Raw genomic sequence first — 19154 nt, 5'->3', positions numbered from 1 at the left:
GTTTCCTTTTGTTTTGATACTTCAAAGGTAGCTTGTAAAGCTATGCCGCCCAATAATGTAGGTTAACAATGAAACTTAATTTAGATTAAGATAAAACGCTCAAGTGCTATCTTGCGAGATAACTTAGTTTTATTTAATAATGGTATTGTTCAGCATCTTACTTAAAAACTCGGGGGTAACGCCAATGTATGAGGCTACTTGTTTTTGTGGAAGGGTTTTGATCAGCGACGGATAAAGCTTGCAAAATGTACTGTACCGTTCGCTTGCATTAAGGGTGATATTATCTATTTGCCTATGCTGGTAACTGGCTATCGCATTTTGCCCAATCAGTCGGTTAAAGCGCTCAAATTTGGGGATAGCAGAATTCAAACCTTCAAAATCGGGCTTGTTAAAATAAATGTACTCGCTATCTTCAATCGCGTCAATGCTTAACCGGGCGGGGGAGCCTTTTACAAAACTGAGCATATCTGCAATCCACCAGCCTGACGGGGCAAATTGTAAAATATGCTCGGTACCGTTACTATCTATCGCATAACTACGCAGGCAGCCTGCCGTTACAAAAAATATGCGATTATCAACTTCGCTTTGCTCCAGCACAAATTGTTTACGCCTTACCTTTTTAAAATGCAGGGCATCGGTAAGCCGGTCAACTTCATCGGCACTAAGCGAAACATACTTGGCGATGTTAGAAAGTAACAGAGACGTGTCCATAGGCGATTGTTAGTACAATTATATAAATTTGATGCTGTAAAAATAAGTACCGGCCAATTACTATATTAGCTATCCAATTAAAACTAAGATAATGAAAAGACGTTCATTTGTAAGATCATCAATTATAGGAAGCGCCGCCGTCGCTATCATACCGGCCATTACTAATGCTATGCCAACAAATATATCAGCACCCACCCACACCGACTATTATGAGCTAAAGGTTTACAGCTTAAAAAATGATATCCAGCAAAAACTTGTTGAGGATTATTTAAACAATGCTGCTATACCGGCACTTAACCGTGCCGGGCTAAAAAACATAGGTGTGTTTACCGAGATGAAGCCCGAGGGACAAACACGCATGTACACGTTGATAACTTACACCAGTCTTGACCAGGTAGACCATATAGCAGGCAAACTGGAAGCAGACGCGCTGTACCAAAAAGATGCCGCCGCTTATCTAAACGCGCCTGTATCTGCCCCTGCTTATGAGCGGATAGAAAGTTCGTTAATGAAAGCCTTTAAGCATAGCCCAATATTAGCTACTCCCGAAAAGAAAGACCGAATCTTTGAATTGCGCCAATACCAAAGCGCCAGCGAAGCCGCGGGTAAAAAGAAGATTGAGATGTTTAATGACCAGGGAGAGATAGACATTTTTAAACGCCTAGGCTTCAAACCCGTTTTTTGGGGCGAAACTATCATTGGCCCGCTGCGCCCAAACCTTACTTACATGATAACATTTGATGACTTGGCCGCTAAGGACGCCCATTGGAAGGCCTTTGTTGGCGATGCACAATGGAAAAAGATCAGCACCGTACCGGCTTATTCAGATGCTTTATTGGTGAACAAGATAACATCAACGCTGTTAATACCGACAGCCTATTCGCAAATATAATTGCCGGGGATTTGCTGCAGGATTATGTAAAATCGGTAAATTGCGCCGTTTTACAATACATCTAAAATCATGCAAGACCCATTTGACATATTGGTAAATGGAGTAGTTTACTCTGTGTTCCCTGAAGAAGAAAACGTTTATACCATTTTTAAGGCCGGAGTGGAATTCGGAAAAATAGAAAAAGACACGGACAATGTTTGGTTGAAGTTGAACCCTGAAACTGAAACGCCCATGTTTGATAACGACCCTGAAGTTGACAAAATAGGGCAAGCTATTACCGCCTACGTACCTGAAGAAGAGGATGAGGAAGAAGATGAAGAATTTGAATAGTTATTGGTTATAAATGGTTTATGCGTAATCGTAGCCCTTTGCATAGTTTGCTGTATTTTGTACAGGCGGGTGCACATTAAAAACCGTTCGGTGTAGGTGCGTTTTAGTCCCTCTTTCAAATGCGCAATTTCTGCCTCGTCTAATCCTGGTCGACTCTTTTTTTCCTGCATAATGCTTTAACTACAAGTCAAATTTAAACAAAAAAGCGTTCTCCGTAAGGCTATGTCAATTCAACAGGACAGCTTGCAATTTTAGGAAACAATACTGTGCGTAACTACGTTATTAGTCTTTAACCAAAATCTATCATGAAACAAAAATTCCATTACGCAACCGTTACCGAAGCTATTAATAAGTTGAAAGAACAGGGCTTCAATTTAGATTTTAACCTTTCAGAAAACCAATTGAAGGTGGGACAACTGGCCTACCCGGCGTCAGATTTTGATATTGTTGATCAGTACCGTTACGAAGGCCCGTCAGACCCGGCAGATGAAGCTACCGTTTATGCACTGGCATCGCCTGCAGGGCAAAAGGGGATTTTGGTAACGGGCTACGGTTACTCAACAGATAAGGAATCTGAAGATACTTTAAAACAACTCCACTATAAATACCTGGCGAAAGATGACCAGGCCGAATAATAAAAAAAAGCCAACGTTTACCGGTGGCTTTTAAATATATTTAGAGGTTGTAAAGATAATTAAATCTTTTTCTATACCTTTTTTTACAAATACGATTGTAAAAGATTAGCTCTTGAATTTTGGCGTAAACGCATCAAAGCCTTATCTTTTATCTGGCGTACACGCTCACGTGTCAGGCTATATTTTTCGCCTATCTCTTCTAAAGAGTGTGCTGCATTGTTATTTAAACCAAAAAACAATACGATAACCTCGCGGTCGCGCTCGGCTAAAATACCTAACGAGCGTTTGATCTCCTGGGTAAGTGAATCGATCATCAGGTCGTTATCCGTACCGGCATCGCTGCTTTGGAGTACATCTAACAAAGTATTCTCTTCGCCGGTAATAAATGGCGCATCAACAGAAACCTGGCGGCCCGCGTTTGATAACGAGTCGGCAATTTTATCTGTAGTAGTTTCCAGATCTTCGGCTAACTCCTCCGGAGTAGGCTGGCGCTCATACATTTGCTCCAACTTTGATGCAGCCTTATGTATTTTACTTAATGAACCTATTTGGTTAAGCGGTAAACGTACAATACGTGATTGCTCTGCAACGGCAGAAAGTATAGACTGGCGAATCCACCAAACAGCATACGAAATGAATTTAAATCCTTTGGTTTCATCAAAACGTTTAGCTGCTTTGATCAGCCCGAGGTTGCCTTCATTGATCAAATCGCCAAGGGTAAGACCTTGGTTTTGGTACTGTTTAGCAACCGAAACCACAAAACGTAGGTTAGTTTTTGTTAAACGTTCCAATGCAGCCTGATCCCCTTCACGTATCTTTTGCGCCAGGATAACCTCTTCCTGTGCTGTGATCAGGTCTACCTTCCCTATCTCGGTTAAATATTTATCTAACGATTGTGATTCGCGGTTGGTAATGGATTGGGATATTTTTAGTTGTCTCATGTATATGAAAAAAATTAAGCTCGCTGCCAATTAAAAACAATTAATTGGACAAAAAAGTATGCGTGTTAAATAAGGCCTGGTAAAAACTGCGTATTAATAAAAGATGCTTTATTTGAAAGCGTTATGTACGGATTATGTTTTAACTGTTTAGCTAAAATAACTACGCGTAATATGTTGTTTTTATTGATGCACAAAAATAAGAAAAGAAATGTAGTTGCTTTGTAAATTATTTATATTTATTGTTAACGCACCAACAGGTTTTGAAACGTTGTACTGTCTCCTTTAAAGACATCAAAATCAACTACATGTGCTATTCCGTTTACCTTCCCAATATCTGAATGTTGCCAAAAGTTAAGTCGCCCATTACCGTCAATTTGTAAGCTTGGTTGGTAATAATGCGCAATCCAAAGCGGATAATCGTCAAAATAGCCTGATAAATAATCGTTATAAAAGCTGATACCTGTATAAATTATAGGCTTAACCCCGGTTTTAGCCGAAACAGTTTTCAGGAAAGCCATCAGCTCTTTACGCATTGCAGCCGGTGCTGTACCGTCCAATCTTTCAATGTCTACTACCGCGGGTAAGTCGCCACTTTCCATCTTTACATTTTGCAGAAAAAACCGCGCCTGCCATGCCCCGCTTTTTGCGGGGCGTAAAAAATGGTAGGCACCACATACAATACCGGCCTTGGGCGCTTCGCGCCAATTACGCTTAAAGTATGGGTCTACCTTTAACAACCCTTCGGTTGCCTTTATAAATGCAAAGCTGATACGCACGCTGTCCTCTTCCATCGCGGCAACTTTTTTCCAGTCAATTTTACCCTGCGCGTATGAAACGTCGATACCGTGTTTTTTATATCCGGATGGGATACGGATCCCAAAACTTTTGTAGGTGCGGTAATGCGGATTTTCGCCGGCATCCATTATCCATCGCCAGGTTGAGGAAAAGGTTTTAAGCACGTAGCCATAATAAAATGGCGACAATATTACGAGCAGTATACCGGCTAAAACCACCTTCCACCAAAGGGTATTCTTAGCTGGTTTTTTCCTGCTGGCTACCGACCGCTTTCTTATAGCTTTTTTTATTCCCGATGGTGATTTTTTTGGAGCAGGCACGGAACAAAGTTAAAAAACCGGGGCAACCTTTAGGCTACACCGGTTTTATTATTATCTATATAAACGTTTTTATCTTCCTGCTATCTTTTTAAGGGTGTTGAGTACTGTCCGCGCTACAATCTTTATATCCATCATAACCGACCAATTTTTGATGTAGTAAATATCAAATTCAGTCTTTTTGTCGATAATATTCAAATCATTTATAGCGCCGTGAAAACCGTACGATTGCGCTAAACCCGTAATGCCGGGTTTTACGTAATGCCTGTCGTTATAATAACTAAACATTTCATTAAATCTCACATTCTCTACCAACATATGTGGCCTTGGGCCTACCATAGACATATCGCCGATTAAGACGTTAAAGAACTGGGGCAGTTCGTCAATATGGCTTATCCTTAAAAACCTGCCTAAACGTGTTATACGCAAATCGTTAACAACCGCTGCAACTTTATCAGATTCATCATTGATGACCATAGTACGGATCTTAATGCAGTGAAATAATTTTGAACCTTGTTTATTACGTTTTTGAACGAAAAATACCGGCCCCTTTGAATCTAAAACAACTAATAATGCAAGGATTGGAAGTAACCACAAGAGTATAAAGATGATAACTGTTAATGAAGCAAGTACATCTACCGTACGTTTTAAAAATTTAAACCTTTTCTTAAAAAGAGGAGAAGAAATTAAAGGATCTACGGTTATCTTATTTTTCCTGATCCATTTGGCAGTAGAATTTTGCCCAATACTATCTATGTAAGATTGATTGCTTACGTTGCTAATATCAAATAAATTATCGTTGCTGTAATAGTTGTTACCCATATTATATATTTACCTACGAAATCTTATAACATTTAGTTGCCCAAATATCATGATTAATATTTGTCTAAACTCATGCCACAATATCTAAGGGTGAAAAAATGTGGCGTTAATAGCTAATTAGCAAATGGTTTCATATTTCTAAAGTACAAATATTCAGCAATATAGCTTCTGCAATATTCGAAGGGACAAAATGGGGACAAAGAATATTAAAATACTTTGCCATAAAATAAACGGTCTTTACAGTAATATTCCTCTTAATGGGTCACAATCACCATTTAATTTAAATAACAAAATACCCATATTTTCATAAGTATTCTTATGCGTTGTGAATAAATGATTAAAGCCATATCTGGTGCACCCCTTAAACAAGATAGATCGCTAAATACCACTTAAACATAACCTGTATTTTTTGCATAATGAGGATGTGGCGGTAAAAATACAACCGTTTACATTTTAAACGAGTATGCAACAAATTGCCCATGGTGTGAAAATGAAACCGGATAGGTAAGCCCGGATTGAACATCACTTATTGACGGTACGCCGTGTTCAGATTTTATGAAATCAAACTTACCTTCAAATTTGACCCGGCTCAATTTTTCTAAGCAAAATTCCCTAACCTTTTCCGACTGATGTTGTGGCGAAGGATCTGCAATACGTCTGACACCCTGATGACTTTTCCCGGCGGCCATTGAATCACAAATAACCGTGTGCACATATTCGGAGCAAAGGAATGATTCGAAAGATAATTCGGCCCCTGCTGCAATTATCTGCCCGTAGCAGATGTATTCGGTATCGGGTTGGATGTCATCGGGATCAAGTAGGGTGTCAACTTTTTGAGCGCGGTCAACGGTAACCACAAACTTTAAGGGAGAAAAAACTAACGGGGGATGAAACCTTTGCAGATGTTTAAACGATGCTTCCTTTGCCGACCAAAGCAGCCAAACATAGTGTTCAAATGAAATTAATTTGCCCGGTAGCTTTTGATATTGGCTTACCTCAATATCGGTTAGGAATTTTTTATAAAAGGCCGGCTGTGTTGTTCTAACAGGGTTGATTTCAGCAAAAGATACAATATCATTGCCGGCGCTTATCATTTTTTTTCTGTAAGCTTTTCGCTTATCACATCAATACAGTTGCCCACATTAACCATCTTATCGGCCGAGTCGTAATCGATTTCGATATCATACTTAGCCTCGGCATCAATTATAATATCAACCAAATTGGCCGAATTTATTTTCAGATCTTTGATCAGGTCGGTACGTTCATCAATACCTGCCAGCATTTCTTTATTTGTTGTATAAGGTGCAATAACCTTTTTAAGTTCAGCTAATATTTCTTCTCTCGTCATTTTATATTACTTGTATTTACTTAGTATTAAACAGGAGTTTACATCTCCAAAACCAAAATTTGCTTTTGCTACAATGTTAACTTCTTTTTTTATCATTTTTACGGGTAACCGTTCTAAATTTATCAAATCGGCAATTTCGGGATTCGGATCCTCCAGATTAATGTTAGGATGAACAAACCCATGTACAATTTGCAATATCGAAGCTACCGTTTCTATTGAACCTGCCGCGCTTAACGAGTGCCCTATCATTGATTTTAAAGAGTTGGTTAATGGGAAATCGTCTCCCGCCCTGCCCAATGCCTCTGTCCAGTTTACAATTTCTTGCCTGTCGGCGTTTGTCGCGGTTAAATGGCCGCTTACCAGATCAATATCGTTACCGGTTATCCCGGCGCGTTCCATTGCCTCGTTCACACATCTTTTTACCCCGGTAGAGTTGGCGGCCGTCATGGTGCCGCCCTGCCTTTGCCCGCCCGAGTTGCTCGATCCGCCCAGTACCTCAGCATAAATATGGGCATTGCGTGCTAAGGCAAAATCCAAGTCTTCCAACACCAAAGCTCCTGCTCCTGATCCTGGCACAAAGCCGCCTGCAGTAATGCTCAATGGCCTTGACGCTCTTTCGGGCTCATCATTAAACTTGCGGGATAGCACCCGCATGCTGTCAAATGCACCAAACACATAGGTATCTACATGCTCTGCACTGCCTACCAGCATCCGTTTGGCGTAGCCGTGCTTAATGTATTCATAGCCCATTAAAATGGCCTGCGTACCAGTAGCGCAAGCTGCCGAATTGGTTATGACTTTATTACCCAACCCCAGCCTGCCCGATATGTAAGATGTTACGCCACTGTTCATGGCCTGTTCTACCACGCGCGACCCCAACTTGCGGGCTTCTTTATTGTCTACCTTGCTAATTACGTTTTTCATGGCCTCGGTATCTGCAATACTATTACCAAAAACACAACCGGTTTCCCAGCGGGGTTCGTCGGTATCGTAGGCCATTCCAGAGTCTTTCCAGGCATCCATAGCGGCAGCCAGTCCGTAACCTATGTTTGTACCCTTCAACCCGTGGAAAGTGACTTCTGATATATAGTTTTTGAGGCTTTCCCATTCAAAGGCGGGCATGCCGGCTACCTGGCAACTAAAGTTCAAATCTCTGTAGTGCGGAATAAATTTTATGCCCGATACACCTTTTTGTATCGCATCTAAAAAGGCGCTTATACCCACCCCGTTTGGCGATACAACCCCTAAGCCGGTAACAACTACACGATTGCTCATTTTTTGATCGCTATTTTTTTTATAATACCCGAAAACATGCCCCTGGCTACCAATTCATTATCGCTATCCAGCATTTCTACATAGCACTTCAATTTACCAAACCTGAAGTATTCCTTTTTAGAAATCACTGTAACTTTTTGCCCCGGCAATACCATTTTATAAAATGATACATCGGTTGAGGTAAGCAATGGGTACATTGTACCTTCTTCTTCCGGCAAATGGTCGGTTTCCTTCAGCATTAAAAACATACCTAATACTACTAAACCAATTTGGGCCATAATTTCTGTAATAATCACTCCCGGCGTAACCGGGTTATTTTCAAAATGATCCTCATAAAAAAACGAATCTGGCTTTAAAGTATATTCCCCTTTCACCCCGTCTTCGCTCAGCGATGCAATGTGATCTACAAAACGGAAAGACGATTTATATGGGAGATGGTTTAATATATGATTGGTCATGTGTACTTTTTAAGTATAAATTATTTGCAATGCTCCCCGCCATCAACATGTATCAGCGAGCCATTTATCCAAAAAGCCTCATCGGTACATAGCAGATAAACAACATTAGCCACATCTTTAGGCTTGGTCATCCTGCCCATTGGGTTTCTTTTGATCCCGTTCTCTATCAATTTTTCGCTGCCGGGTATCATTTTAAGGGCTGGTGTTTCGGTTACGCCGGCTTGAATTATATTGGTTTTTAAACCAACTGGGCTAAACTCCACCGCCATATATTTTGCCAGGCTTTCTAACGATGCCTTTGCAATGGCGATAGCTGCATAACTATCCCAGTATTTATGAGCACCCTCACTGGTTAAACCAATTATACGGCTGTCGGTATGGAATAATTTATGTTTTAATAAAAGCCTGGTCCAATCAAGCAGGCTGTTGGCCATGGCGTAACTGGTTAGCTGGATATCTTCTGCAGATAATTCAGAGGTATTTAATGCGGCAAGGGGTTTTAAATTACCCCGAGCAATGCTGTGCATAAGCAATTTCACCGAACCACTTTGGGCAATAGACGAAAATTTCTCAATAAATATGTCCCGCCCTGACTGGTCAAGCGCATTAATATTGTAGGGTAAAATTTGGACGTTGTTTTGAGCAGCGATGGTTGAAAGCGTATTCAATAACACCTTTTCAGCACCCGACATTTCGCGGTATAGCAAAGCTATATTCATACCGTGGCTTGCCAGTTTTTGAACGGAAGCGAAACCAAATCCACTGGATCCGCCCAACACTACTGCCCACAAACCTTTAAATTGTAAATTTACATCCATCCAAGCATTTTTAAACCTTTTTTGCTTTAGCCTGTCCTTACTATACTTTAAGTTTAATTTTACTGGTGGCCTGTTAATTATTGCAACCCCAAATTAAGCAAAAGTATATGAACTTTACGGCAACAATTGAACACTTTGTACAAATAAGATGCTATTTTGTTCCACGTAAGTCAATATTTAATACTGATAAAAATGCGCCTGAAAAATAAAATTGTTGCTCAAAATATATTAATTAAGTTTGATCGCCATGAAAAACACATCATCCATTAAATACTTGCTCACGGTTGTTTTTATTTTAACAGCCGGCTTTTTTAACGTTAACTATGCGCAGCAAAAATTTGATAAAACCGAATTTTATGCCACCATGTCGCAGGGCGACCTGCCCAAGATAGAAAGTGAGTTAGAAATGGTAAAGGCCTCGTCGCTGGCGAATAAAGATGGTTACGAGGGTGCTTTATTGATGAGAAAGGCAGGTTTGGTACACGGACCCAAAAAGAAGCTCGGCTTTTTCAAAGAAGGCCGGATTAAATTAGAAACTGCAATTATTGCCGATGCCGACAATACCGAATTCAGGTTTTTGCGCCTGGCCATTGAAGAGAACGCGCCAAAAATAGTTAAATACAAGGCTGATATTGAAAAGGATAAACTTTTTATCCAAAAGAATTTCAAGTCGCAGCCCCAGACCGTTCAGCATGCGATTATGGAGTACTGTAAAAAATCGAAGGTATTGCATGCCGAAGATTTATAGATTTGCGCCCGATGAATAAAAAGATCTTAGCTATTTACTACACTCAATCCGGCCAGATGACCGAGATTATGAATGCATTTACGGCACCTGTTGCCGCCGCTGGTGCATCTGTAGAAATAGTTATCCTGAAACCAGTGGAGAACTACGACTTCCCGTGGACGGGCGAACGCTTTTTTTCTGTAATGCCAGATTGCGTTTTAAGTGTGCCCCGCCCCTTTAAGCCGCTTGAGCTCAAAGAAGAAAAGTACGATCTGATCATTTTAGGATGGCAGCCCTGGTTTTTATCGCCCAGCATCCCCAGCAGTTCTTTATTGCAAAGCGAGCAATTTAAGGCCATTTTAAAAGATACGCCGGTAATAACTATAAGTGCTGCCCGCAACATGTGGCTGAATGCTTTTGTCAGGGTCAAAAAAATGCTGCATGACGCCGGCGGCAAATTGGTTGGCAATGTTGCCCTGGTAGACAGGCACCCCAACGTGGTTAGCTTTATCACTATTTTTTACTGGATGCTATCGGGTAAAAAAGAAAGGTATCTGAATATCTTCCCTAAGCCAGGCGTTGATGAAAAGGATATCCAAAATACAGAAACCTTTGGTAAAACCGTTAGTAAATACCTTGCCCTGGGCGATTGGACCAACCTGCAGGATGAATTGATCAAACAGAAAGCGGTAGAAATTAATTATACCCTCATGTTTACCGAAGCAAGGGCCAAACCCATTTTTGCTGTTTGGGCTAAAGTGATCTCTAAACGTAAGAACCAGGTGCCCTGGCTAAGCGTTTTTAAATATTATTTATTAATTGCATTATTTTTAGGGGCGCCCATCCTGATATTTTTAGATGCGATATTGCTAAAACCATTTTCATCCAAAAGAATCGAAAGAAAAAAATTAACCTATTTACAAGTAACTACCTAATATACATGTCAGATACAAAAGTTTATATCAACCATACTGCTGCCTATTTCCCCAATGAACCGGTTTCAAACGACGAGATGGAGCAATACTTAGGTTACATTGATAACAAACCGTCAAAATCAAAAAAAATAGTACTCCGTAACAATGGCATAACCAACAGGTATTACGCACTTGATAAAAACCATAAATCTACCCATACCAATGCCCAGATGACGGCCCTTGCAGTAAGGGAGTTATTTGATAATGATACAGAGCGTTTAAAAGAAATAGAGTTGCTTTCATGCGGCACCTCGTCGCCCGACCAAATGATGCCCAGCCACGGCGTAATGACGCATGGCTGGCTGCCCGAGGCCGGTGGTATTGAGGTAGTATCACCATCTGGCGTATGCTGCGCTGGTATGCACGCCTTAAAGTATGCTTATCTGGCCATTAAATCCGGCGAGGTTAAAACAGCAGTGGCTACGGGTTCTGAACGCTTTTCGGGCTTATTGGTTTCGGAGGTTTTTGAAGAGGAAGCCCAAAACCTAAAGGCCATGGAAGAGAACCCATACATCGCTTTTTCTAAAGACTTTTTGCGTTGGATGCTGTCTGATGGTGCTTCCGCATTTTTATTGAGTGATAAGCCAAATGAAAAAGGCTTGTCGCTAAGCCTCGACTGGATCGAGGGTGTATCTTATGCAAACGAAATGGACACGTGCATGTACATGGGTGGCGAAAAGCAACCTGACGGTACTTTGAAAGGGTTTATGGATTACACCCCGGAGGAGATCATGACCAAATCTATCTTTAGCGTTAAACAGGACATTTCTTTACTGAGCGATAACATTGTGCCGTTAGGGGGCAAAAAGATCAAGGAGATCTTCGAGAAAAAAGGATTGACCGTTGACGACATCGATTACTTTTTACCGCACATCTCCAGTAATTTTTTTAAGAGTAAGATCTATGATATGATACAGGAGTATGGCGGCGGTATCCCGTACGAAAAATGGTTTATCAATCTTTACACCGTAGGGAATGTGGGCGCAGCATCGGTCTACCTGATGATAGACGAACTATTTAAAAGCGGCCGGCTAAAAAAAGGCGAAAAGATTTTATTGCTTGTACCCGAGAGCGCCCGTTTCTCGTACATGTATGCTATGCTTACCGTTTGTTAATTACTTGCTGTGAAAAAAGAAGAGATACCGCAGGATTTGAGTGCGCTTGGTAAAATAACCAAAGAGGTTTGCTATGCCACAGATAATAACGGTAAGTACCAAACAGGTTTAAGCAGCGGCTGGAATGTTAAAATAGACGCGCTCGACCTGGCATGGAGCGATATCGATAAACGCATAAATGCAGCCAAACAGCGGGTGCTCAATAATGAGGCAAGCCCGGTATACTTTTTTATGGAATACCGCTTGATGGACTTAAGCCTGCTTGCCGATTATACTGGATTTTGGCAATGGCAAATAAAACGTCATCTAAAACCCGAAGTTTTTAAAAAGTTATCAGCTAATCAACTACAAAAATACGCGGAGGCATTTAACATAACGGTTAATGACCTCCAAACACTTACTGTGCATGAAGACTGAGTTTGAGCATCGGCAGGCGGCACATTGTGAATCGGGCGTAACCAGCAATTTATTATGGAAAGCATCGGGAGGTAAAATAACCGAGCCGCTTGCCTTTGGTATTGGCGCAGGTTTATTTTTCGCCCATATCCCGTTGATCAAGATCAATAACGGGCCGGCAATAGCCTTCCGTACCCTACCGGGATATATATTTAGCCGTACCTGTAAATCATTAAATATCCCTATTGTAAAAAAACGTTTCTTTTCTACGGAAAGTGCAGAAACGTTTTTACGCCAGCAATTAGATAAGGGAATAGCCGTGGGTTGCCAGGTGGGTGTTTACTACCTTCCCTATTTCCCAAAGGAATACCGCTTTCACTTTAACGGCCACAATTTGGTAGTATACGGATATGAGGAGGATAAATACCTGATCAGTGACCCCATTATGCAGGACGCCACTACGCTTGGCAGTTATGAATTGCAAAGGGTGCGTTTTGCAAAAGGCGCTTTGGCACCCAACGGGCAGATCTATTTTCCTAAGACAAACGTAACTATAACTGACGAACAGATAAAGCAAGCCGTCAAGGCGGGCATCAAAAAAAACGTATATAATATGCTGAGCATACCTGGCTATTTTGCCGGGGTTGCGGGTATTGCCCATACAGGCAACAAAATTAAAAAGTGGATGGATAAGCTGGGCTTAAAAAAAGCAGGCCTTTACCTGGCACAATTGGTGAGGATGCAGGAAGAGATAGGCACGGGTGGCGGCGGTTTTCGCTATATTTATGCGGCTTTTTTGCAGGAAGCAGATGCTTATTGGCCGGGCAAAGGTCTTTCAGAAATTTCGGCTACATTTACACAAGCTGGTGATATGTGGCGTACCGCAGCGGTACAGGCGGCAGGCATCTTTAAAGGCCGTTTAACCACACAGCAGGATTTTGATAAAATGGGCGATTACCTCATTGCGATTGCATCTGTTGAGAAGCAAGCTTTTGAAAAATTAAAAAAAATAAAATGGGATTAACGCCTGAGTTAGCTATTGATGTAAACAACATCGGTTTCCGTTACCCCGGCAACCCCGACGTGTCGTTCTCTCATCTTAACCTTAAAGTAAATAAAGGCGAGCGTTTTGGCTTGTTTGGGCCGAATGGGGCTGGTAAAACCACCCTGATCAGTTTAATGACAGGCTTATTAAAAGCCGACGAAGGAAGTATCAAACTTTTGGGGCATGACATCGGCAAAAATAAAAATAGCGTTAACAAGCTTTTCGGCTTTATCCCGCAGGACTTTTCGTTTTATCATGAGTTGAGCCCGGTAGAGAACCTGGAGTTTTTTGGCGCATGGAGCGGGTTGGACAAGCAAACGGTTAAACGCCGTACAGATGAATTGCTAACCATTTTAGGCCTGAATAATGTGCGTGATAAACAGGTGCAAAAATTTTCGGGCGGGATGAAACGCAGGGTTAACCTGGCCATTGGTGTAATTCATAACCCGCCGATTTTATTTTTGGATGAACCTACCGTAGGTGTTGATGTACAGACTGGCCGCGCTATTATTGATTACCTGTTAGTGCTTAATAAGGGCGGCACCACCCTGGTTTACACGTCACACCAATTAAACGAGGCCGAGGATCTTTGCGAGGAAGTTGCGTTGATTGACGGCGGTAAGATCATTGCCCAGGATAATTTGAAACACCTACTTAAAACGCATAATCAGGATAACCTGGAGCAAATGTTCCTGAATTTAACCGGAAAGGAGTACAGGAACTAATGTTTAAATTAACAGCCACAATAGCAAAAGACGTGCGGATCCTGCTGCGCGATAAAGTAGGCATCTCGTTGATGTTTATCATGCCGATCATCCTGGTCGTAGTGGTAACCAGCATCCAAAACAGCACTTTTCAACTGGTTAACAAAAACAAGCTATCCATCATCATTAATAACAGTGATACCGGGCAGGCCAGCAAGCAATTGATCAAGGCGATCGATAAGATCGGGATGTTTAAAGCAACCCAGGTAACCGGCGATCAAAGCGAACAAAAAATTGCCGAGGCTATGCATCAGCAGGATGCGATGTTAGGAGTGATCATCCCTCCAAATTTCTCGGCTAAAGTAAGCGCCAAATCTAAAAGCGTTGCCGGCAAGGCCTTAAAAAGCTTCGGATTGGAAGGTGATAGTGTTAAAAATGCTGGCGATGTGGATCCATTAACGGTTTACTACAACCCTGTTTTACAGGAAAATATCCGCCTATCTGTACAGGGGGCTTTGCGTAGCGCTTTACAACTGGTACAGAGCCGCGAAACTTTGCGAAGCTTGTACTTTTCTATCAATGAAAAAGAGCTCCCCGAGAAACTGGAAAATGAAATGCTGAATAATAAAACAGCAATTAACGAAATCCCGGTTTCGAAAGATGGCACACGCACTACTCCTAATGCAACCCAGCATAATGTACCCGCCTGGACGATCTTCGCTATGTTTTTTATTATCATGTCACTTGGCGGCAGCGTAGTGCGCGAGAAAGTAAGTGGCAGTTTTATAAGGTTAAAAACTTTGCCGACAAATTACCTTGTTGGGATGGCATCTAAACAGATCACCTACCTTGCTGTAACGATGCTACAGGCAATTGTGATATTTTCTATCGGTATTTGGATTTTTCCGTATGTCGGTTTACCAGCTCTGAATTTACCGTCGGATGTATTTGCATTGGTGCTGGTGACTGTTGTTTGCGGCTGGTGCGCCGTAAGCTACGCGATGTGTGTAGGCGTTTATGCCCAAACACAGGAGCAGGCTAATGGCTTTGGCGCGGTATCTATTGTGATATTGGCTTGCATAGGCGGTTTAATGGTACCCAGTTTTGCCATGCAAGGCTTTTTTAAATCGGCGGCGAACATATCGCCCATGCACTGGTGCCTGCAGGCCTACTACTCACTTTTTTTAGAAGGCGGGAAACTTAAAGACGTTTTAAACAATATCCTACTTTTATTTATTATTACCCTATTGCTCCAGGTGTTGACCTATGTGGGCCTAAAAAGAAAGAACTTAATATAATGGAAACTACCGAACTTAAAGAACAACTTAAACGCCAGATCATCCAGTTTTTAAACTTAACTGATCTTACGCCCGCAGATATCAGCGATAATGAACCCTTATTTGGCGATGGTTTAGGATTGGATTCTATCGATTCGCTTGAACTAATCGTACTTTTAAAGAAAGAGTATAATATAGATATCAAAGACCCGAGAGAAGGCCGTAAAGTATTGGTAGATGTAGCTACCATTGCCGATTATATCCAGGCAAACACAGTCAAGTAATTTTATAATATAGCAAAAACAGCTTGCAATTTAAAGCAGGCTGTTTCTGCTTTAAGGATGGTGGCATTTAAACTTATAAAGCCTGCTTCAATGGGCTTATGAGTAATTTTCAAATTCAATTCATCTGCATCCGCAGGTGTTACCATTTGCATAAATTTAATATTGCCTGCAGTTTTAAGCTGAATATTGATGCTTAAGGCGTCCCCGATCACAGTCTTCACTAAATCTAACATACAGGCACCCGGTACTACTGACTGCCCGGGAAAATGCCCATTCAAAATAGGGTTATCTTCAACTAAACGTAAAGTGGCCGTTATTTGCCCCCCCTGTTGTTGCAGATCCTTAACCTCAAAAATATTTTCGCTTACTAAAGTCATTCTATATAGCAGATAGCAGCATTAACGAATGATATTTGCCCTGGTAATGGTTGTAGTATAGGATAGTTTTAGGTGATTGAACTTTTTGCTCACCTTGCAGCAACACGTCCGGAATCGATTGCCGTTTGATCATGTTGGCAGCCAGCCATAACGCGAATGACGACGAGGTTGGATATTCTCCGCATAGGTGCTTATAATTGGCTGTGGTTGTGTCTTTAAATAAAGTATCCTTTAGACTTTTGTAGACATCATCATTTTTAATATCGCCATTTTTCCCAGTCAAAACCAGGTCGATATCGGCGATGGCTAAACCATTCGCATTTAAAAAATCGGCTATGCTTACGGTTACGTCCTTTGGCTTATAAAGCGTTTTAACAGCCACCAGTTCAGCCATGTTATTTGCAGAGGCGTTGACGCTCAATAAACCAAAAGCGGCACCCTCTCCTCCTATGGTACCTTTAGACTCCTCATCAAACAATTGAAGGTTAGAGATGGGCGATCGCTTGTACAATCCCAATCTGGTCAATACTATAAAGCTGGTATCAACCATTTCTTCCGTTCCGCCAACCAATACATTATCGGTTTCTTCTTCCTTCAAAAGCATAACGGCATCAAACAATGCACTTTCAAACGACATTCCCTTGTGCACAAAAGTACTATTATAGTTATGGCATTTAAGCATCAAAGCAATTTGCGCAGCAACTGTGTTGTGGGTGGATTGTATAAAGGCTGTAGGCGGTAGTAACTCCTCCTGGTATTCTATGATACGCGTTAAAAAGGTAACGGTATCTTCCATACAACCAAAAGCAGTGCCCGTAATAATAGCACCCGGCATATCTATCCCGGCCTGATCCAAGCATTCTTTGGCAGCAGCCACCCCCATCTTTATTACGCGGCTCATCCTGCGTATCAGCTTAGGATCGATATACTTTTTATAATCGGGCTGGATAACTGGTAAACGCGTGCCTGTGTATTCTACAATATCATCCAGAAAATTACCGGCCGCTAAAGTATTTTGAGCCGAAACGCAAGCTGATGAACGGATATAGATCTTCATTTAAGCCTCCGAAAATATTAATGATGTACAATTACCCCCAAACCCAAACGAATTGGACATGACGTGTTTTACAGGCTTATCTGTTAAAAGGTGCGCCTCCGGCTCAAACGGCAATTCATGCATCCGCGTTGTGAACCGCAGGTTAGGATATATTATTTGATGCCTAATGGCTAAGGCGGAAAATACGGCCTCGATGCCGCCGCTTGCCCCAAGCGTGTGCCCGGTAAATGATTTAGTCGAGCTCATGGGTGGATAGTGGGGATCAAATACCCTTTTTACCGCTGTACCTTCTGCACTGTCGTTATTTGGTGTTCCAGTACCGTGTAAATTAATGTAGCTGATATCGGCTGGCTGCAATCCGCTTTTTTTGAGTGCACCCTGCATAGCCATATATGACCCCGTACCATCAGGCGACGACGCTGTTTGATGATAGGCATCATTACTGTTATTGCAACCGCTCAGTTTGCAGTAAGCAGGTTTACTAAGCGTAGCTGCAACTTTTTCAGATACCAGCACTACGTATCCCGCCCCCTCGCCTAAATTTAATCCTTTGCGGTTGTCGTCAAAGGGTTTACAAAAGGCTTCGTCCAATATCATGAGGGTATTAAATCCGTTTAAGGTGAATTTCGTGAGCGAGTCAACCCCTCCGGCTACAACAACGTCAACTATATCACTTTTAATTAATCGGGCACCGTAAAATATCGCGTTAGCAGATGATGAGCATGCGGTGCTGATGGTGGTCATAAAATCAGTTATGCCCAGTTGATCAGCCACTATCTCGGTCATGCTGCCGCACTCGTGGTCATAAACATCTCGCAGCTTGCCTTTACTGTTATCAGCTAAAAACTTCACAAAGAAATCCTCGCTCTTATCCATTCCGCCTACGGTATTGGCCGACACAAACCCTACGCGTAAGTTATCTATTCCGGGGATATTTGCATCAGAAATTGCTTCCCTTGCAGCTACAAGACTCAATAAAGCTGTACGGCTATTGTGTTCGGTAAAGCCGCTTTTAGCCACCAATTCCTCGTTGGTCAGTTTCACCTCTGCAACGGGTAATTTGCCCTTGTGTATGGTATCGATCAAGGTTATCCCGGCCATGCCTGCCCGCTCGTTTTTAAAGGCGTCAAGATGCTCGGCCACGTTATTGCCAATGGCCGATATTACGCCCAACCCTGCTATATAAACTGTTGAATGAGTACCCAAGATTAAATTTTTATTTTACTAAATTAAATATTTTCGTCATGTTATTCGGCGAGAATGTTACCATATTATCGGCCTGCTTATCCTCTACCAAAAATAACGCTGCTTTATAATTATCGCCCAAGACGTCTACCCAGCCGCAAATGCAGGCCGAAGCTAATTGCTGATCGAGCAGGTAGTTTACCTGTTTAAAGATGAAATCTGCATCAAATTCATCTTGTATAAAAAAGGCATGCTCGCCTTTAAAGTTATTACGGATACATAACTCGCCAATTACGATGTTAGGCAATGTATACACAAATACCGACGGGCTGGCACCTTCTGAAATGGTCTTCACATATTTCAGGTCGTTATCAAGGCTTGAATTGGCGTTAGCCAAAACCACAGCTATCCGCGCCGGATCATATTTCTCATTCATTCCCGCATTCTTCAACAATAATTCTGACGCCAGCCAGCCCAATTTGCTTAAGTTATCCATTTTATAAAACTTAGGATAACTCAATGCGAAGTGCTGGTACACCGATAGCAAAAAGTCGGGCAGTAAGTGTCCTCTATTCGAAAACAGCACCTCCAAATTTACGCATACTTCACCGCTATTAATGCCGCAACTACGGGTTATATATCTTTCTGCTGCCAAGATGCTGTTTTAGATC

The 19154-nt window shown here is 41.8% G+C and carries 24 protein-coding genes; 11 read left to right on the top strand and 13 right to left on the bottom strand.

The features are described from left to right. Positions 1–129: 129 nt before the first annotated feature. Positions 130–711 carry a Crp/Fnr family transcriptional regulator gene (locus IDJ76_RS01175; RefSeq protein WP_191159885.1) on the bottom strand — a complete coding sequence of 194 codons (582 nt, stop codon included), beginning with the start codon at positions 709–711 and terminating at the stop codon, positions 130–132. A 91-nt stretch (positions 712–802) separates the two neighbouring features. On the opposite strand from IDJ76_RS01175, the gene IDJ76_RS01170 reads away from it, so the two are divergent. From IDJ76_RS01170 to IDJ76_RS01160, 3 genes are all read left to right on the top strand, one after another. After that, entirely contained in the window at positions 803–1603 is an 801-nt protein-coding gene (locus IDJ76_RS01170) for an NIPSNAP family protein (RefSeq protein WP_191159883.1), read from the top strand. A gap of 69 nt (positions 1604–1672) precedes the next feature. After that, positions 1673–1933: a hypothetical protein gene (locus IDJ76_RS01165; RefSeq protein WP_191159881.1), complete on the top strand. Its 261-nt coding sequence runs from the start codon at positions 1673–1675 to the stop codon at positions 1931–1933. 305 nt (positions 1934–2238) lie between these two features. Further along, positions 2239–2568 carry a hypothetical protein gene (locus IDJ76_RS01160; protein WP_191159879.1) on the top strand — a complete coding sequence of 110 codons (330 nt, stop codon included), beginning with the start codon at positions 2239–2241 and terminating at the stop codon, positions 2566–2568. A gap of 83 nt (positions 2569–2651) precedes the next feature. On the opposite strand, the gene IDJ76_RS01155 is transcribed toward IDJ76_RS01160, so the two are convergent. The 8 genes from IDJ76_RS01155 to IDJ76_RS01120 form a co-directional block, all read right to left on the bottom strand. Then, the gene (locus tag IDJ76_RS01155; protein ID WP_191159877.1) at positions 2652–3509 is read right to left on the bottom strand and encodes a sigma-70 family RNA polymerase sigma factor; all 858 of its coding nucleotides are present in this window, start codon (positions 3507–3509) and stop codon (positions 2652–2654) included. A 242-nt stretch (positions 3510–3751) separates the two neighbouring features. After that, positions 3752–4624 carry a glycoside hydrolase family 25 protein gene (locus IDJ76_RS01150; RefSeq protein WP_191159876.1) on the bottom strand — a complete coding sequence of 291 codons (873 nt, stop codon included), beginning with the start codon at positions 4622–4624 and terminating at the stop codon, positions 3752–3754. 69 nt (positions 4625–4693) lie between these two features. After that, positions 4694–5443 (bottom strand): sugar transferase, encoded by a 750-nt coding sequence (locus IDJ76_RS01145; RefSeq protein WP_191159874.1) that lies wholly within the window; start codon positions 5441–5443, stop codon positions 4694–4696. Between the two features lie 446 nt (positions 5444–5889). Further along, entirely contained in the window at positions 5890–6537 is a 648-nt protein-coding gene (locus IDJ76_RS01140) for a 4'-phosphopantetheinyl transferase superfamily protein (RefSeq protein ID WP_191159872.1), read from the bottom strand. Further along, positions 6534–6791: an acyl carrier protein gene (locus tag IDJ76_RS01135; RefSeq protein WP_191159870.1), complete on the bottom strand. Its 258-nt coding sequence runs from the start codon at positions 6789–6791 to the stop codon at positions 6534–6536. Before IDJ76_RS01135 ends, IDJ76_RS01140 begins: the two co-directional genes overlap by 4 nt. A 6-nt stretch (positions 6792–6797) precedes the next feature. Beyond that, complete coding sequence (locus IDJ76_RS01130) at positions 6798–8066, bottom strand: beta-ketoacyl-[acyl-carrier-protein] synthase family protein (RefSeq protein WP_191159868.1); 1269 nt, start codon at positions 8064–8066, stop codon at positions 6798–6800. Further along, on the bottom strand, positions 8063–8524 hold the full coding sequence (locus IDJ76_RS01125) for a 3-hydroxyacyl-ACP dehydratase FabZ family protein (RefSeq protein WP_191159866.1): 462 nt from the start codon (positions 8522–8524) through the stop codon (positions 8063–8065). The genes IDJ76_RS01130 and IDJ76_RS01125 overlap by 4 nt, the downstream gene beginning before the upstream one ends. A 20-nt stretch (positions 8525–8544) precedes the next feature. Beyond that, entirely contained in the window at positions 8545–9342 is a 798-nt protein-coding gene (locus tag IDJ76_RS01120; protein WP_191159864.1) for an SDR family oxidoreductase, read from the bottom strand. A gap of 247 nt (positions 9343–9589) precedes the next feature. Between IDJ76_RS01120 and IDJ76_RS01115 the strand changes: the two genes are divergently transcribed. Genes IDJ76_RS01115 through IDJ76_RS01080 form a run of 8 tightly spaced genes read left to right on the top strand, consistent with a single transcriptional unit; the run spans position 9590 to position 15864 of the window. Beyond that, entirely contained in the window at positions 9590–10090 is a 501-nt protein-coding gene (locus IDJ76_RS01115; protein ID WP_191159862.1) for a hypothetical protein, read from the top strand. Positions 10091–10101: 11 nt separating this feature from the next. Beyond that, a complete protein-coding gene (locus IDJ76_RS01110; protein ID WP_191159860.1) occupies positions 10102–11004 on the top strand; it encodes a hypothetical protein in 903 nt (300 codons plus the stop codon). Positions 11005–11009: 5 nt separating this feature from the next. Then, positions 11010–12158: a beta-ketoacyl-ACP synthase III gene (locus IDJ76_RS01105; RefSeq protein WP_191159858.1), complete on the top strand. Its 1149-nt coding sequence runs from the start codon at positions 11010–11012 to the stop codon at positions 12156–12158. A 9-nt stretch (positions 12159–12167) separates the two neighbouring features. Then, on the top strand, positions 12168–12575 hold the full coding sequence (locus tag IDJ76_RS01100) for a hypothetical protein (protein ID WP_191159856.1): 408 nt from the start codon (positions 12168–12170) through the stop codon (positions 12573–12575). Continuing rightward, a complete protein-coding gene (locus IDJ76_RS01095; RefSeq protein WP_191159854.1) occupies positions 12565–13578 on the top strand; it encodes a BtrH N-terminal domain-containing protein in 1014 nt (337 codons plus the stop codon). The genes IDJ76_RS01100 and IDJ76_RS01095 overlap by 11 nt, the downstream gene beginning before the upstream one ends. After that, positions 13569–14324, top strand: a complete 756-nt coding sequence (locus tag IDJ76_RS01090) for an ABC transporter ATP-binding protein (RefSeq protein WP_191159852.1) — start codon at positions 13569–13571, stop codon at positions 14322–14324. The genes IDJ76_RS01095 and IDJ76_RS01090 overlap by 10 nt, the downstream gene beginning before the upstream one ends. Beyond that, entirely contained in the window at positions 14324–15601 is a 1278-nt protein-coding gene (locus IDJ76_RS01085; protein WP_191159850.1) for an ABC transporter permease, read from the top strand. Before IDJ76_RS01090 ends, IDJ76_RS01085 begins: the two co-directional genes overlap by 1 nt. Beyond that, positions 15601–15864 (top strand): phosphopantetheine-binding protein, encoded by a 264-nt coding sequence (locus IDJ76_RS01080; RefSeq protein ID WP_191159848.1) that lies wholly within the window; start codon positions 15601–15603, stop codon positions 15862–15864. The genes IDJ76_RS01085 and IDJ76_RS01080 overlap by 1 nt, the downstream gene beginning before the upstream one ends. A gap of 2 nt (positions 15865–15866) precedes the next feature. Here the strand turns inward: IDJ76_RS01080 and IDJ76_RS01075 are convergent, their stop codons facing one another. The 4 genes from IDJ76_RS01075 to IDJ76_RS01060 are packed head-to-tail and all read right to left on the bottom strand — an operon-like array spanning position 15867 to position 19138. After that, positions 15867–16241 (bottom strand): hypothetical protein, encoded by a 375-nt coding sequence (locus IDJ76_RS01075; protein ID WP_191159846.1) that lies wholly within the window; start codon positions 16239–16241, stop codon positions 15867–15869. Position 16242: 1 nt separating this feature from the next. Then, complete coding sequence (locus tag IDJ76_RS01070; protein ID WP_224746149.1) at positions 16243–17298, bottom strand: beta-ketoacyl synthase N-terminal-like domain-containing protein; 1056 nt, start codon at positions 17296–17298, stop codon at positions 16243–16245. Beyond that, positions 17299–18504 carry a beta-ketoacyl-[acyl-carrier-protein] synthase family protein gene (locus tag IDJ76_RS01065; RefSeq protein ID WP_191159844.1) on the bottom strand — a complete coding sequence of 402 codons (1206 nt, stop codon included), beginning with the start codon at positions 18502–18504 and terminating at the stop codon, positions 17299–17301. Between the two features lie 10 nt (positions 18505–18514). Beyond that, positions 18515–19138: a hypothetical protein gene (locus IDJ76_RS01060; RefSeq protein WP_191159842.1), complete on the bottom strand. Its 624-nt coding sequence runs from the start codon at positions 19136–19138 to the stop codon at positions 18515–18517. Between the last annotated feature and the right edge of the window lie 16 nt (positions 19139–19154).

The sequence above is a fragment of the Mucilaginibacter glaciei genome (genome assembly GCF_014773245.1).
Classification (GTDB): Bacteria; Bacteroidota; Bacteroidia; order Sphingobacteriales; family Sphingobacteriaceae; genus Mucilaginibacter; species Mucilaginibacter glaciei.
Note: the sequence above shows the minus strand (reverse complement) of the source record. Positions and strands in the feature narration are given on the sequence as shown.

Bases quoted from the DNA above. Each gene is read 5' to 3' on its own strand.
- IDJ76_RS01175 (WP_191159885.1), bottom strand. From the start codon at position 711: ATGGACACGTCTCTGTTACTTTCTAACATCGCCAAGTATGTTTCGCTT.
- IDJ76_RS01170 (WP_191159883.1), top strand. From the start codon at position 803: ATGAAAAGACGTTCATTTGTAAGATCATCAATTATAGGAAGCGCCGCC.
- IDJ76_RS01165 (WP_191159881.1), top strand. From the start codon at position 1,673: ATGCAAGACCCATTTGACATATTGGTAAATGGAGTAGTTTACTCTGTG.
- IDJ76_RS01160 (WP_191159879.1), top strand. From the start codon at position 2,239: ATGAAACAAAAATTCCATTACGCAACCGTTACCGAAGCTATTAATAAG.
- IDJ76_RS01155 (WP_191159877.1), bottom strand. From the start codon at position 3,509: ATGAGACAACTAAAAATATCCCAATCCATTACCAACCGCGAATCACAA.
- IDJ76_RS01145 (WP_191159874.1), bottom strand. From the start codon at position 5,443: ATGGGTAACAACTATTACAGCAACGATAATTTATTTGATATTAGCAAC.
- IDJ76_RS01140 (WP_191159872.1), bottom strand. From the start codon at position 6,537: ATGATAAGCGCCGGCAATGATATTGTATCTTTTGCTGAAATCAACCCT.
- IDJ76_RS01135 (WP_191159870.1), bottom strand. From the start codon at position 6,791: ATGACGAGAGAAGAAATATTAGCTGAACTTAAAAAGGTTATTGCACCT.
- IDJ76_RS01130 (WP_191159868.1), bottom strand. From the start codon at position 8,066: ATGAGCAATCGTGTAGTTGTTACCGGCTTAGGGGTTGTATCGCCAAAC.
- IDJ76_RS01125 (WP_191159866.1), bottom strand. From the start codon at position 8,524: ATGACCAATCATATATTAAACCATCTCCCATATAAATCGTCTTTCCGT.
- IDJ76_RS01120 (WP_191159864.1), bottom strand. From the start codon at position 9,342: ATGGATGTAAATTTACAATTTAAAGGTTTGTGGGCAGTAGTGTTGGGC.
- IDJ76_RS01115 (WP_191159862.1), top strand. From the start codon at position 9,590: ATGAAAAACACATCATCCATTAAATACTTGCTCACGGTTGTTTTTATT.
- IDJ76_RS01110 (WP_191159860.1), top strand. From the start codon at position 10,102: ATGAATAAAAAGATCTTAGCTATTTACTACACTCAATCCGGCCAGATG.
- IDJ76_RS01105 (WP_191159858.1), top strand. From the start codon at position 11,010: ATGTCAGATACAAAAGTTTATATCAACCATACTGCTGCCTATTTCCCC.
- IDJ76_RS01095 (WP_191159854.1), top strand. From the start codon at position 12,565: ATGAAGACTGAGTTTGAGCATCGGCAGGCGGCACATTGTGAATCGGGC.
- IDJ76_RS01090 (WP_191159852.1), top strand. From the start codon at position 13,569: ATGGGATTAACGCCTGAGTTAGCTATTGATGTAAACAACATCGGTTTC.
- IDJ76_RS01085 (WP_191159850.1), top strand. From the start codon at position 14,324: ATGTTTAAATTAACAGCCACAATAGCAAAAGACGTGCGGATCCTGCTG.
- IDJ76_RS01080 (WP_191159848.1), top strand. From the start codon at position 15,601: ATGGAAACTACCGAACTTAAAGAACAACTTAAACGCCAGATCATCCAG.
- IDJ76_RS01075 (WP_191159846.1), bottom strand. From the start codon at position 16,241: ATGACTTTAGTAAGCGAAAATATTTTTGAGGTTAAGGATCTGCAACAA.
- IDJ76_RS01070 (WP_224746149.1), bottom strand. From the start codon at position 17,298: ATGAAGATCTATATCCGTTCATCAGCTTGCGTTTCGGCTCAAAATACT.